12 protein-coding genes and 1 tRNA gene are annotated in these 13,206 nt (G+C 54.0%); 7 read left to right on the top strand and 6 right to left on the bottom strand.

What is annotated here, in order from left to right; all coding sequences use genetic code 11:
- The first annotated feature begins 10 nt into the window (after positions 1–10).
- Positions 11–883, top strand: coding sequence for an AraC family transcriptional regulator (locus DBY68_RS03715; RefSeq protein ID WP_108474177.1), 873 nt, complete (start codon positions 11–13; stop codon positions 881–883).
- Here the strand turns inward: DBY68_RS03715 and DBY68_RS03710 are convergent.
- A complete protein-coding gene (locus DBY68_RS03710) occupies positions 863–2,029 on the bottom strand; it encodes a benzoate/H(+) symporter BenE family transporter (protein WP_108474178.1) in 1,167 nt (388 codons plus the stop codon). The two genes, DBY68_RS03715 and DBY68_RS03710, sit on opposite strands and share 21 nt — an antisense overlap.
- A 135-nt stretch (positions 2,030–2,164) precedes the next feature.
- Between DBY68_RS03710 and DBY68_RS03705 the strand changes: the two genes are divergently transcribed.
- Both DBY68_RS03705 and DBY68_RS03700 read left to right on the top strand, forming a co-directional pair.
- Positions 2,165–2,746: an XRE family transcriptional regulator gene (locus tag DBY68_RS03705; protein WP_108474179.1), complete on the top strand. Its 582-nt coding sequence runs from the start codon at positions 2,165–2,167 to the stop codon at positions 2,744–2,746.
- A gap of 189 nt (positions 2,747–2,935) precedes the next feature.
- Positions 2,936–4,894, top strand: a complete 1,959-nt coding sequence (locus tag DBY68_RS03700; protein WP_108474401.1) for a U32 family peptidase — start codon at positions 2,936–2,938, stop codon at positions 4,892–4,894.
- 47 nt (positions 4,895–4,941) lie between these two features.
- On the opposite strand, the gene DBY68_RS03695 is transcribed toward DBY68_RS03700, so the two are convergent.
- From DBY68_RS03695 to DBY68_RS03685, 3 genes are read right to left on the bottom strand one after another with little or no spacing between them, the layout of a single operon-like run.
- Positions 4,942–5,067, bottom strand: coding sequence for a DUF2474 domain-containing protein (locus DBY68_RS03695; RefSeq protein ID WP_108474180.1), 126 nt, complete (start codon positions 5,065–5,067; stop codon positions 4,942–4,944).
- Positions 5,067–6,077, bottom strand: coding sequence for a cytochrome d ubiquinol oxidase subunit II (gene cydB, locus DBY68_RS03690; protein ID WP_108474181.1), 1,011 nt, complete (start codon positions 6,075–6,077; stop codon positions 5,067–5,069). The genes DBY68_RS03695 and cydB overlap by 1 nt, the downstream gene beginning before the upstream one ends.
- Positions 6,077–7,474 carry a cytochrome ubiquinol oxidase subunit I gene (locus tag DBY68_RS03685; RefSeq protein WP_108474182.1) on the bottom strand — a complete coding sequence of 466 codons (1,398 nt, stop codon included), beginning with the start codon at positions 7,472–7,474 and terminating at the stop codon, positions 6,077–6,079. Before DBY68_RS03685 ends, cydB begins: the two co-directional genes overlap by 1 nt.
- 249 nt (positions 7,475–7,723) lie before the next feature.
- On the opposite strand from DBY68_RS03685, the gene DBY68_RS03680 reads away from it, so the two are divergent.
- A tRNA-Glu gene (locus tag DBY68_RS03680) sits at positions 7,724–7,799 on the top strand.
- A 9-nt stretch (positions 7,800–7,808) separates the two neighbouring features.
- Here the strand turns inward: DBY68_RS03680 and rcnR are convergent.
- Positions 7,809–8,081 carry a Ni(II)/Co(II)-binding transcriptional repressor RcnR gene (rcnR, locus tag DBY68_RS03675; RefSeq protein WP_108474183.1) on the bottom strand — a complete coding sequence of 91 codons (273 nt, stop codon included), beginning with the start codon at positions 8,079–8,081 and terminating at the stop codon, positions 7,809–7,811.
- Positions 8,082–8,202: 121 nt separating this feature from the next.
- Between rcnR and DBY68_RS03670 the strand changes: the two genes are divergently transcribed.
- Entirely contained in the window at positions 8,203–9,054 is an 852-nt protein-coding gene (locus DBY68_RS03670; RefSeq protein WP_112296175.1) for a nickel/cobalt efflux protein RcnA, read from the top strand.
- Positions 9,055–9,500: 446 nt separating this feature from the next.
- Here the strand turns inward: DBY68_RS03670 and DBY68_RS03665 are convergent, their stop codons facing one another.
- Positions 9,501–9,698, bottom strand: coding sequence for a hypothetical protein (locus DBY68_RS03665; protein WP_108474185.1), 198 nt, complete (start codon positions 9,696–9,698; stop codon positions 9,501–9,503).
- A gap of 328 nt (positions 9,699–10,026) precedes the next feature.
- Between DBY68_RS03665 and DBY68_RS03660 the strand changes: the two genes are divergently transcribed.
- Both DBY68_RS03660 and patD read left to right on the top strand, forming a co-directional pair.
- A complete protein-coding gene (locus tag DBY68_RS03660) occupies positions 10,027–11,439 on the top strand; it encodes a PLP-dependent aminotransferase family protein (RefSeq protein WP_108474186.1) in 1,413 nt (470 codons plus the stop codon).
- A gap of 313 nt (positions 11,440–11,752) precedes the next feature.
- Positions 11,753–13,177 (top strand): aminobutyraldehyde dehydrogenase, encoded by a 1,425-nt coding sequence (gene patD, locus DBY68_RS03655; RefSeq protein ID WP_108474187.1) that lies wholly within the window; start codon positions 11,753–11,755, stop codon positions 13,175–13,177.
- Positions 13,178–13,206 lie beyond the last annotated feature (29 nt).

The raw sequence follows: 13,206 nt of genomic DNA, 5'->3' as shown, positions 1-13,206 counted from the left end.
CTGACCGCTCATGACACATTCCTACGCGACTCTGGAACGCCTGCAAAGTCAGAACGCCGTACTGCGTGATACGGTTGTGCTTAATTCAGGTATTCAGCTTGCGGCCTGGTACAATAATTGTGACACTGTCACCGTTGAGAGCGATCACCACACGCTTAGTCTTTACGTGGCGGATGGCTATGAAAGTTATCAGAAAACGCCGCATGGCTGGAAAAATGGCGGGGGGCCGGACCGCTTCTGCCTGATGCCGCAGGCGTGTGAATCCACGTGGGATATTCGCGGCGATCTCTCTTTTGTTCATCTCTATTGCACCGACCAACATCTTAAACGTATAGGTGAGCAGATCTGGGATCGCAGCCCTGCATCCATTCAGCTTGAAGAGAAATCCTTTGCGGATGATGCCAAAATTACCGCGCTCTATCGTCAGTTCCTGTTAAGCTGCGACTGGCAGCAACCTGCAAACCAACTGACGCTAAGCAGCGCCAGCACACTGCTGTTGACGCATCTTATCCAGAATTACGCCTCCGTTAAGTGGCGGTTGCCAGCGGTGACGGGCGGCCTTGCGCCGTCGGTGCTGCGCAATGTGCTGGCGTGGATTGACGCGAATCTGTCACAACCGTTGACGCTTGCAGAACTGGCCGCCCAGGCCGCGCTCAGCGAATACCATTTTGCGCGTATGTTTCGTCAGTCAACCGGCCTTGCACCGCACCAGTATGTGATGCAACGGCGGATGGATCACGCTCAACAACTGGTGCGTCACACCGCATTACCGCTTACCGACATCGCGCTGGCCTGCGGATTTAGCTCGGCCAGTCATTTCAGCAATCGCTTCAAACGCGTGCATGGGATTACGCCATCGCAACTACGCGCGGCGCACCTTTGATAACAATGCGTAACTCGCGCCACCGAGAATCAAACCCCAGAAAGCCGATCCGACACCCGCGAGTGTCAGGCCGCTGGCGGTCACCAGAAACGTGACCATTGCGGCGTCACGCTCATTGTCCTGCTGCAGCGCCTGATACAGGCTACCGCTTAGCGTTCCCAATAGCGCCAACCCCGCCAGCATCTCAATCCAGGCGGTGGGAAGCGATGCCATCAACGCTGTTATCGACCCGCCAAACACCCCGGCCAACAGGTAAAACACGCCAGCCGCCGCAGCGGCGCGCCAGCGTTGTGTCGCTTGCGGATGGGCATCAGGGCTTTGGCAAATAGCGGCCGTAATGGCGGCGATGCAGATGGAATATACGCCAAACGGCGCGAACAGTAATGCGAGCGCGCCGGTAAAAATAATCAGCGGAGATGCGGGAATGCGGTAGCCCGATGCCTGTAATGTGGCAAATCCCGGCGCATTTTGCGAGGCCATGGTGACCAGGAAAAAAGGGATACCGACGCTTAACAGCAGCGCGGGAGTAAAATGTGGCGGGATGAATTCCGGGGCGACAAGAGTGAAAGAGAGCGTATTGCTCTGTACCTCGCCGCCCAGCCAGGCCGCCAGACTTCCTGCTATCAGCGCTGCTACTACTGCGTAACGTGGCGCGAAGACTTTACAGAGAAGCCAGGCGAGCAGCATGCTGCCGCAGAGGAGAAGGTGATTTTGCAGGCTGGAAAACGCCTGTAACCCGAAGCGCAGTAAGATCCCCGCCAGCATCGCCGCCGCCAGCGAATGGGGAACCCATTTCATTAACCGGGCAAATAACCCGGTTATGCCGCATAAGACAATCAGTGCGTTAGCGAAGATAAAAATTCCCACGGCCTCGTTAAGCGTTGCACCCTGTAAACCGCCCACCAGCAGCGCTGCGCCTGGCGTCGACCAGGCCGTTAAAATGGGCGCTTTTTTCCACAGCGTCAACGCCAGCGTGCTGATCCCCATCATGAGACCCAGAGCGGTCATCCATCCGGCAATTTGCGTGGCGTTTGCCCCCGCAGCGGCAGCGGCTTGCCAGATGATGGCGGCTGAGCTGGCGTAACCGACCAACACAGCGACAAACCCCGCCAGCAGCGTCGGGACGGGGCAAAAACGAGTGAACATACTGACCTCTTGTGCGTTATAACGTCCATTGAAACTGTAGCATTGAGCGTTATAGCGCACAAGTAGTGATGTTTAACACAGGCTGGGCAGTAAACCTTTGATATAATGAAGCCGTTTCCGCACGGGAGAAGAGATATGAATATTGCACAACATCTTTCAGCCACGCTGAGATCGCTGCGCCAGCAGCGTGAATGGAGTCTGTCGCGGCTGGCGGAAGAGACGGGCGTGTCTAAAGCGATGCTGGGGCAAATCGAACGTAATGAATCCAGCCCGACGGTGGCGACGTTGTGGAAAATCGCTACCGGGTTGAATGTGCCGTTTTCGGTTTTTATCACGCCGCCGCAGGCTGATGCACCCGGGGCATTTGATCCACAACAGCAGGCCATGATTGTCACACCGATTTTTCCGTGGGATCCGGAATTGTGCTTCGATCACTTTTCCATTGTGCTGTCGCCTGGTGCGTTAAGCGAATCGACGCCGCATGAAAAGGGCGTCATTGAGCACGTCGTTGCCATCAGCGGTACGCTGGATATGTATGTGTCGGGCGAGTGGTGCAGCCTGTCACCGGGAGAAGGGTTACGCTTTGCGGGTGACGAAGCCCATGCTTATCGCAACAGTAGCGACCAGCCGGTGCATTTTCATTCGTTGATTCACTACCCAAAAGAAAAAACCGCAAGCGAGCTTGCGGTGCGTCATAGAGACAGTAATCATCAATAACGTGACGAGGAAATCCGGAATACGCACTCACTGTAATCGCCCCGGCGTGCGCGCGGAAATAGTTAATTCTTCGATACTTTGCCGGAAAAGAGAAATTGACCGCGCAGACGTGGTGGAAAAGTGTTTGGTCTGCGCCAGGATCTGACTACAATAGCCGCCATTTTGACCCCAACGGATAACAACGACAGTATGCGCCTGCAAAACCATCATCTTGAATTACTCAGCCCGGCCCGAGATACAGCGATTGCCCGCGAAGCCATTCTTCACGGTGCGGACGCGGTTTATATCGGTGGCCCAGGCTTTGGTGCTCGCCATAATGCCAGCAACAGTCTGAGTGATATTGCCGAACTGGTGCCTTTCGCCCATCGCTACGGCGCGAAGATTTTTATCACCCTTAATACCATTCTTCATGATGATGAGCTGGAACCGGCGCAGAAGCTGATTACCGATCTCTACGAGACCGGCGTGGATGCGTTGATTGTGCAGGATATGGGCATACTGCAACTGGATATCCCGCCCATTGAGCTGCACGCCAGTACGCAGTGCGATATCCGCAGCGTTGAGAAAGCAAAATTCCTTTCTGATGTGGGCTTCAGTCAGATCGTGCTGGCGCGTGAGCTGAATCTGCAACAGATTCAGGCAATCCATGAAAACACCGATGCGACCATCGAATTCTTTATTCATGGCGCGTTGTGTGTGGCCTATTCCGGCCAGTGCAATATTTCCCATGCCCAGACCGGGCGTAGCGCTAACCGTGGCGATTGCTCGCAGGCCTGCCGTCTGCCGTATACCCTGAAGGACGACCAGGGGCGCGTGGTGGCGTTCGAAAAACATTTGCTGTCGATGAAAGATAACGATCAAACCGCCAACCTCGGCGCATTGATCGATGCGGGCGTGCGCTCCTTCAAAATTGAAGGGCGTTACAAAGACATGAGCTACGTGAAAAATATCACCGCCCATTATCGCCAGATGCTTGACGCGATTATTGAAGAGCGTGGCGACCTGGCGCGTGCTTCGGCGGGGCGTACGGAGCATTTCTTTATTCCCTCTACCGACAAAACGTTCCATCGCGGCAGCACAGACTATTTTGTTAACGCGCGTAAAGGTGATATCGGTGCCTTTGACTCGCCGAAGTTTGTTGGTTTACCGGTCGGTGAAGTGCTGAAAGTCAGCAAAGATCACCTGGATGTGGAAGTGACCGAACCGTTAGCCAATGGCGATGGCCTGAACGTGCTGATTAAACGCGAAGTGGTGGGCTTCCGTGCGAATACGGTCGAGAAAACCGGTGAAAACCGCTATCGCGTTTGGCCAAACGAAATGCCTGCCGATCTGCATAAGGTGCGTCCGAATCACGTCCTTAACCGTAACCTTGACCATAACTGGCAGCAGGCGTTGCTTAAAACTTCCAGCGAACGACGCATCGGTGTGGATGTTGAACTGTCGGGTTGGCAGGAACAATTAGTGTTAACCATGACCAGCGAAGATGGCGTCACCGTGACCCATACGCTGGATGGCGAATTCGCCCCGGCCAACAATGCGGAAAAAGCCCTGAGCCAGTTGCAGGATGGCATCGCAAAGCTGGGCCAGACCTGTTATTACCCGCGCCGTGCCGACGTACTGTTAGCGGAAGCGTTGTTTGTGCCGAACAGCATGCTGAACCAACTGCGTCGTGAAACCGTAGATATGCTGGAAACGGCGCGCCTGGCGGCGTATCAACGTGGCAGCCGTAAACCGGTTAGTACACCTGCGCCGGTGTATCCGGAAACGCATCTTAGCTTCCTGGCAAACGTCTACAACCATAAAGCGCGCGAGTTCTATCAGACCTTTGGCGTGAAGCTTATTGATGCGGCGTTTGAAGCGCATGAAGAGAAGGGCGATGTGCCGGTGATGATCACCAAACACTGTCTGCGCTTTGCCTTTAATCTGTGCCCGAAACAGGCGAAAGGATCGATTAAGAGCTGGCGTGCCACACCGATGCAGCTCGTTCATGGTGATGAGGTACTGACGCTGAAGTTTGATTGTCGCCCGTGCGAGATGCATGTAGTTGGCAAAATCAAGAATCACATCCTGAAGATGCCGCTGCCGGGAAGCGTGGTCGGGTCGGTTAGCCCGGATGAACTGCTGAAGACGCTGCCGAAGCGCAAGTAAAATCTACCCCCTCTCCCTTCGGGAGAGGGGGTAGATAATGCCTATCGTCAGGATTTAAATCCGGCGGCGGTCATCATTAACCGAAATAAATATCCCACTACGGCCAGCGTTAATACGCTGCCGCCCCATAGTGCAACCAGCCAGAACAGCCGCTGAAACCATGATTTTTGCATCAGTGATACCCCTCGCCATGTTGGACTTTTCCGCGGAAGACGTAGTAGCTCCAGAAGGTGTAAACCAGAATAATGGGAATAATCAGCAGGGCGCCAATCAGCATAAAGCCCTGGCTTTGTGTTGGTGCTGCCGCCTGCCACAGGGTGATATCAGGCGGGATAATATGTGGCCAGATGCTGATCCCCAGTCCACTAAAACCGAGGAAAATCAGTATCAACGTCAACACAAATGGCTGAGCATGGCATTGCGGGCGGGTAAGCGTGCGCCAGATTACCAGGCTTACGGCCATCACCAGCACGGGAACCGGTAACAGGAACCACAGATTAGGTAGCGTAAACCAGCGTTGCGCAATGGCCGGATGCGCCAGCGGCGTCCACGCACTAATCACAGCAATCACCGCCAACAGCGCCAGTAATAATCCACGAGCGTGGCGGCGCATGATTCGCTGCAAGGGATCTTCACTTTTCATCACCAGCCATGTCGCGCCCAGCAGGGCGTAGGCGATGACCAGGCCCAATCCGCAGAACAGTGTGAACGGCGTCAGCCAGTCGAACGGGCCACCGGCAAAAGTGCGTTCGACCACCGGGAAACCGTTCAATACCGCGCCGACAACCACGCCCTGGCTGAATGTCGCCAGAATTGAGCCGCCGAGAAAGGCTTTATCCCAGAAAGGGCGATGCGATGGCGTTGCGTTAAAGCGAAATTCAAACGCCACGCCGCGGAAAATCAGGCCGATCAGCATTAATGATAATGGGATTGTCAGCGCATCGATGATTACCGCATAGGCCAGCGGAAACGCGCCAAACAGTGCCGCGCCGCCCAGTACCAGCCAGGTTTCGTTGCCGTCCCACACCGGGGCGACGCTGTTTACCATTACGTCACGGTCGGCGGCGTTGCGGGTGAAGGGAAACAGGATGCCGATCCCCAAATCAAAGCCGTCCATCACGATATACATCAGGGTGGCGAAAACGATAATAACAAACCAGATGATAGAGAGGTCGACGCCCATCAGTGTTGCTCCTGTGAATGCGAGGGGATGATAGCGGCGGAAAGCGGACGCGCGGGCGTACCGTCAGCGGGTGGGGTGAAATCCTGCGGCCCTTTGCGGATCAGACGCACCATGTAGCTGTATCCGACACCGAAGACCGAGCTGTACACCACAAAAAAGGCCAGCAGACTGATGCTCATATGTAAATCACCGTGTGCGGAAACCGCATCTGCTGTGCGTTGTAAGCCATACACAACCCATGGCTGGCGTCCCATTTCAGTGGTGATCCATCCGGCAAGAATGGCGATCAGGCCAGATGGCCCCATCAGCAATGCAAACCATAAGAAGGGGCGCGAAGCATAGAGACGCTGTTTTTTGCGCAGCCACAACGCGGCCACGCCCAACAGCAGCATCAGCATGCCAAGACCGGCCATAATGCGAAATGACCAGAAGACGAGGGTGGCATTCGGGCGATCCTCTTTGGCAAACTCCTTGAGCGCCGGGACCTGTTTGTCGAGGCTATGGGTGAGGATCAGGCTTCCCAGCGCTGGGATCTCGAGGCCGTAGCGGGTGCGCTCCTGCTCCATATCGGGCCAGCCAAACAGCAGCAGCGGCGTAGGCTCGCCCGGCGGATTTTCCCAGTGACCTTCAATGGCGGCAATTTTTGCCGGCTGGTGTTTTAGCGTATTCAGACCGTGCATATCCCCAATCATGGCCTGAATGGGCGCGACGATAAGCGTCATCCACAGGGCCATCGAAAACATGGTGCGGATAGCGGGTGTGTTATTACCGCGCAGCAGATGCCAGGCCGCAGATGCGCCGACAAACAGGGCGCTGCTCAGGAAAGCCGCCACCGTCATATGTAACAGGCGATACGGGAATGAAGGGTTGAAGACCACCGCAAACCAGTCGACCGGTACGACCTGACCGTTAACGATCTCAAAGCCCTGAGGTGTTTGCATCCAACTGTTTGACGCAAGGATCCAGAATGTCGAGATGAGCGTTCCCAGCGCCACCATGCAGGTCGCGAAGAAGTGCAATCCTGGCCCGACTTTGTTCCAGCCAAAGAGCATCACGCCGAGGAAGCCTGCTTCGAGGAAAAAGGCGGTCAACACCTCATAGGTAAGCAGCGGGCCAGTAATACTGCCAGCAAATTGCGAAAACCCGCTCCAGTTGGTGCCAAACTGATAGGCCATTACCAGCCCGGAAACGACGCCCATCCCAAAGTTAACGGCAAAAATCTTCGACCAGAAATGGTAGAGCGAGCGCCAGACCGGCTGGCGCGTTTTGAGCCACAATCCTTCGAGTACCGCCAGATAGCTGGCAAGCCCGATGGTGATGGCGGGAAAGATAATGTGAAAGGAGACGGTGAAGGCGAACTGTATTCGCGCCAGGTGAAACGCATCAAGACCAAACATGCAAAACTCCGCATCAATTTTTGTTCAGTCAAATTGTAAGGTGCGTAACAATCTGGTGACATGTACAGCAAAGCGATGTTTTTAGATAACAGTTGTGTTAACTGTTATACATTCGCAGGAGGATGCTCGTGCGAATGAGTGAGCGAAATGTCAGGAAAGTTAAGCTTTTTCGCTTCTGAATTTTTGTTTAACTTTCATTGAGGTAGAGGGGATTACTCTGCCGCTCGTTGTTCAGCATGACGCTACAAACCGCCATTAGCTCAACGGGAAGAGCAGACGATTTTCGATTGGAAGGGACGGGGTTCGAGGCCTCGATGGCGGTCCACTTTCTGGGTTACTTGATATAGGAATCCAGCACCTTCAATACAACGTCAAGATCTTCTTCACGCTTCAATTCTTCACCCTGATGAACGATATGTTCCGTCAGATGGCCTTTAATCACTTCGCGCATTAATCCGTTCACCGCACCACGTATCGCTGCGATTTGTTGTAGCACGGCGGCGCATTCATGAGGCTCGTCGAGCATTTTTTTGAGCGCCACGACCTGGCCCTGAATCTTGCTGGCACGGGCTTTCAGCTTCTGTTTATCTCGAATAGTATGCGACATGCTGATATCTCTCTTACCTAAAATCGATGCTGATTATAGCATTAGCATTCTACTGGGGGGTAGTATTCTGTACTGGGGGGGAGTAGAATTCGATGCCTCTCTCTAACCAATAATTACGCTTATGAACGAATTCACAACACTTCTTCAGCAAGGAAATGCCTGGTTTTTCATTCCGAGTGCCATTTTGCTCGGTGCCCTCCATGGGCTGGAACCGGGACACTCGAAAACAATGATGGCGGCTTTTATTATCGCCATTAAAGGCACCGTAAGGCAGGCCGCCATGTTGGGGCTGGCGGCGACGTTATCTCATACCCTGGTGGTCTGGTTGATTACTTTCGGCGGAATGTATATCAGCAATAAATTCACTGCCGAGTCGGCGGAACCCTGGCTGCAACTGGTGTCGGCCCTCATTATTCTGTCGACGGCATGCTGGATGTTCTGGCGAACCTGGCGCGGTGAGAAAAACTGGTTTGCGCAAATGCAGGAAGAGGGGCACCATCCCCACGACCACGACCACGACCACGACCACGACCACGACCACGACCACCACGCGCATACTGAGTTTACCGGGCTGGATGTGAACTCCCGGGAGTATCAGGATGCTCATGCTCTGGCGCATGCCTCGGATATTAAGCGTCGCTTCAGCGGTAAAGCGGTCACAAACTGGCAAATTCTGCTGTTCGGCCTGACGGGCGGGCTGATTCCGTGCCCTGCCGCCATCACCGTGCTGCTTATTTGCATTCAGCTTAAAGCGGTAACGCTTGGGGCAACTCTGGTGCTCTGCTTTAGTATCGGGCTGGCGTTGACGCTGGTCACCGTGGGCGTAGGGGCGGCGGTAAGCGTTCGGCAGGTTGCCAAACGCTGGCAAGGGTTTGATATCCTGGCCCGCCGTGCGCCTTATTTCTCCAGCGCATTGATTGGTGCGGTTGGCGTCTATATGGCGATCCACGGCTATCTTGGCGTGATGAATTAACATCATTGCAGCATTGCGACGTCACAGGGAATGAGCGGATGCGGATTTACTTAACATTTTGCAATCTTTTTCCTGTGACGCGTCGCGCGAATACCAGAATTAGCAGTTTTGTTTTTACTGAATCCTGTCATATAATTTGCGCCGGTTAACCGACGCCTCATTTTCTTCGTCGGCTAATAAAACCCTTTTTGATGATTACACATGTTCTTTTGCTGTTTTTTCAACCGCGTGTCGTGGGCAGTAAGAGTAGAAAGAAGTCTGGCTGATATGATCGTTGAATATACATCTTTAATGCACCTAATGATCGCCGCAGGTCAGGGCGTTTTTTTAGGTTTTATTAGCTTCATGTGCGTACTGCTTATGTTATTGAGCCGCAGTAAGAAATCCGCCCCCTCTTTATTCCGTGGGCCAATAAAGAAAAGACATACCTACTGGCGCTAAGTACTTCATTCGTGGCAGTGCAGGGCATCACGCAGCAGGTCTGCGGCGGCTTTGCGCGCCTGGTTGATGACATCTTCCGGTGTGTACGCGCGGCCACAATGTTGGCAACTACAGTCGTTTATCTCTTCTGGCGAGTAAATGACGGTGCCCGGTTTAAATATAGGTTCTTCGCACTCCGGGCATAAATAGATGTGATCCTGCATAACGCTCCTTAACGCCATATTTCCGTCCTCTATAATTCATAACGCATCAGCAGATCTTTTCCAGCCGGGATTTCATTCTTTGCTGATTCTTAATCCTTTTTACAAATTCGTACGCTTTACCACACTGTGATTGTTACTGGGGTAATTAGCCATTTCCCTTGCCAGCGAGCAGCCGAATACCTTCATAATTATTGTTTGATGTGTTTATGTCTAATACACGCTTCAGAAAAAACGCACTTTCGGACTATTCATAACAGTTACGTGAAAATGAAGTTTTTGTAAAACTGTTATAAGATGCAGGTTACTCAATCGTAAATCGGACAAAACGATGAAAAAGTACCAGCAACTTGCGCAACAGATGACGGATCAGATTGAAAACGGCGTCTGGCAACCCGGCGACAAACTGCCGTCGCTGCGCGAGCAGGTGGTGAACAGCGGCATGAGTTTTATGACCGTGAGCCATGCTTATCAGTTGCTGGAAAGCCAGGGGCGAATCATCGCCCGCCCGCAGTCTGGCTATTATGTTGCGCCACGTGCAGTGGTACTGCGCCCCAGCCGCGCGCCAGTGCAGGTTATGCGTGATGAAGCCGTTGATATCAACACCTATATCTTTGAGGTGTTGCAGGCCAGCCGCGATGCCTCTGTGCTGCCGTTTGCCTCGGCGTTTCCTGACCCGCGTCTGTTTCCCCTGCCGCAACTGAACCGTTCGTTGGCACAGGTGAGTAAAACCGCGACGGCGATGAGCGTGATTGAAAACCTGCCGCCGGGTAATGATGATCTGCGCCACGCGATTGCCCGACGCTACGCCTTGCAGGGGATGACGATTTCCCCCGATGAGATAGTGATCACCGCAGGCGCCCTCGAAGCGCTGAATCTGAGTTTGCAGGCAGTAACCGAGCCGGGAGATTGGGTGATTGTTGAGAACCCCTGTTTTTACGGCGCGTTGCAGGCGCTGGAACGGTTGAAACTGAAAGCGTTGTCGGTGGCGACGGATGTCAAAGAGGGTATCGATCTCGATGCGCTGGCACAGGCGCTCCAGAATTATCCGGTGAAAGCCTGCTGGTTGATGACCAATAGTCAGAATCCCCTGGGCTTCACGCTCTCGCCGGAAAAGAAAGCGCGGCTGGTGGCGTTGCTGACGGCGCATAATGTGACGCTGATAGAAGATGACGTGTATAGCGAGCTTTACTTTGGCCGCGATAAACCTCTTCCGGCGAAAGCATGGGACCGCCATGATATGACGCTGCACTGTAGCTCTTTTTCCAAGTGCCTGGTGCCGGGGTTTCGTATTGGCTGGGTGGCGGCTGGCAAGCATGCCCGGCGCATTCAGCATTTACAGTTAATGAGCACGCTCTCAACCAGTTCGCCGATGCAAATGGCGTTGGTGGATTATCTTGCCACCAAACGTTACGACGCCCACCTGCGGCGTCTGCGTCGCCAACTGGCTGAACGTAAGCAAATGGCATGGCAGGCGTTGCTGCGCCATCTGCCGCCGGAAGTCAAAATTCACCATAACGACAGCGGTTATTTCTTATGGCTGGAATTGCCCGCCGGGATTGATGCGGGCGTGCTCAGCGCGATGGCGCTTGAACATCATATCAGCATTGCACCGGGCAAAATGTTTTCCACGACTGATAACTGGGCTTCCTTTTTCCGTTTCAATACCGCGTGGGGCTGGGGGGAGCGGGAAGACCGCGCAGTGGAAATACTCGGTAAACTCATTCGCCAGCTTCTGAATTAACTTTCGCTATGATCGGACAATGACCGTGGGTTATTTTCTTTCGCCGCGGTCATAGGAAATTCGCATAGCCGCACTACGCCCTAACTCCTTGTCTATAATCCATATTCTGAGCAGGTCATCCTTTCGTATACGCGGAATGCGTACTTTGTCACAACCTGCACAAATTTCTTCGTGCGCCCGCGAGCCCTTGAGTTACGCCATCTACTTTTAGTGAAGGAGATATTTTTACGGTACAGCTGCTGCTCTATTTCATTATCAAGACCTTCACGGCAGGCCAGCGGTGGTAAATAACTCAATCAGACAGGATATAGCGATGCAACATAACTTATTGATTAATGGTGAGCTGGTCGCGGGTGAAGGTGAGATGCAGCCCGTGTACAACCCGGCAACGGGCGCGGTATTGCTGGAGATAGCCGAAGCGTCTCCTCAGCAGGTAAACGCGGCCGTGGAGGCGGCTGACCGCGCCTTTGTTGAGTGGGGGCAGACCACGCCTAAGCACCGTGCAGAATGCCTGTTAACGCTGGCGGACACCATCGAGTCACATGCTCTAACGCTTGCTAAACTGGAGTCGTTAAACTGCGGTAAACCGTTACATTGCGTGCTTAATGATGAGATCCCGGCCATTGTTGATGTCTTTCGCTTCTTTGCCGGCGCGGCACGTTGTCTCAACGGCCTTGCGGCGGGTGAATATCTGGAAGGGCATACATCGATGATCCGTCGCGATCCGGTTGGCGTGGTCGCCTCTATCGCCCCGTGGAACTATCCGCTGATGATGGCGGCCTGGAAACTGGCTCCGGCGCTGGCGGCGGGCAACTGCGTGGTGATAAAACCGTCTGAAATCACACCGCTGACCGCGCTGGCGTTAGCCGAACTGGCGAAGGATATCTTTCCTGCTGGCGTATTGAACGTGCTGTTTGGGCGAGGCAAAACCGTCGGCGACCCGCTCACCGGACATAATAAAGTTCGCATGGTGTCGCTAACCGGTTCGATAGCCACCGGGGAGCACATCATCGCGCATACCGCATCCTCGATAAAACGGACACATATGGAGCTGGGCGGGAAAGCGCCGGTGATTGTTTTTGATGATGCGGATATTGATGCCGTTGTTGAAGGCGTGCGCACTTTTGGTTTTTACAATGCCGGGCAGGATTGTACCGCCGCCTGTCGCATTTATGCGCAGAAAGGGGTGTATGAGCGGTTGGTCGAAAAACTCGGTTCGGCGGTGGCTAGCCTGAAAATTGGCGATCCGAATGATGAGGGGACTGAACTGGGGCCGCTGAGTTCGCTTGCCCATCTTGAGCGTGTTAGCGCGGCGGTAGAGAAAGCGAAAGCGCTGCCGCATGTTAAGGTGATCACCGGCGGTCAAAAGGCCGAAAGTAAAGGATATTACTACCTGCCAACCCTGCTGGCAGGCGCGCGGCAGCAGGACGACATCGTCCAGCGCGAAGTATTTGGCCCGGTGGTGAGCGTGACCGAATTCGATGATGAAGCGCAGGTGCTGGCGTGGGCAAACGACTCACAGTACGGGCTGGCCTCTTCCGTGTGGACCCGTGATGTCGGTCGCGCGCATCGCGTCAGCGCGCGGTTGCAATATGGCTGCACATGGGTCAATACCCACTTTATGCTGGTCAGTGAAATGCCGCACGGTGGACAGAAACTGTCGGGATACGGTAAAGATATGTCGCTGTACGGGCTGGAAGATTATACGGTCGTGCGGCATGTAATGGTGAAGCATTGAGGGAAGGGAAGTGGCTGATTTTACTCAGC

Origin of the sequence: Pseudocitrobacter sp. RIT415, from assembly GCF_003057695.2 — a bacterium.
Classification (GTDB): domain Bacteria; phylum Pseudomonadota; class Gammaproteobacteria; order Enterobacterales; family Enterobacteriaceae; genus Pseudocitrobacter; species Pseudocitrobacter faecalis.
This window is presented reverse-complemented; position numbering and strand designations above follow the sequence as displayed.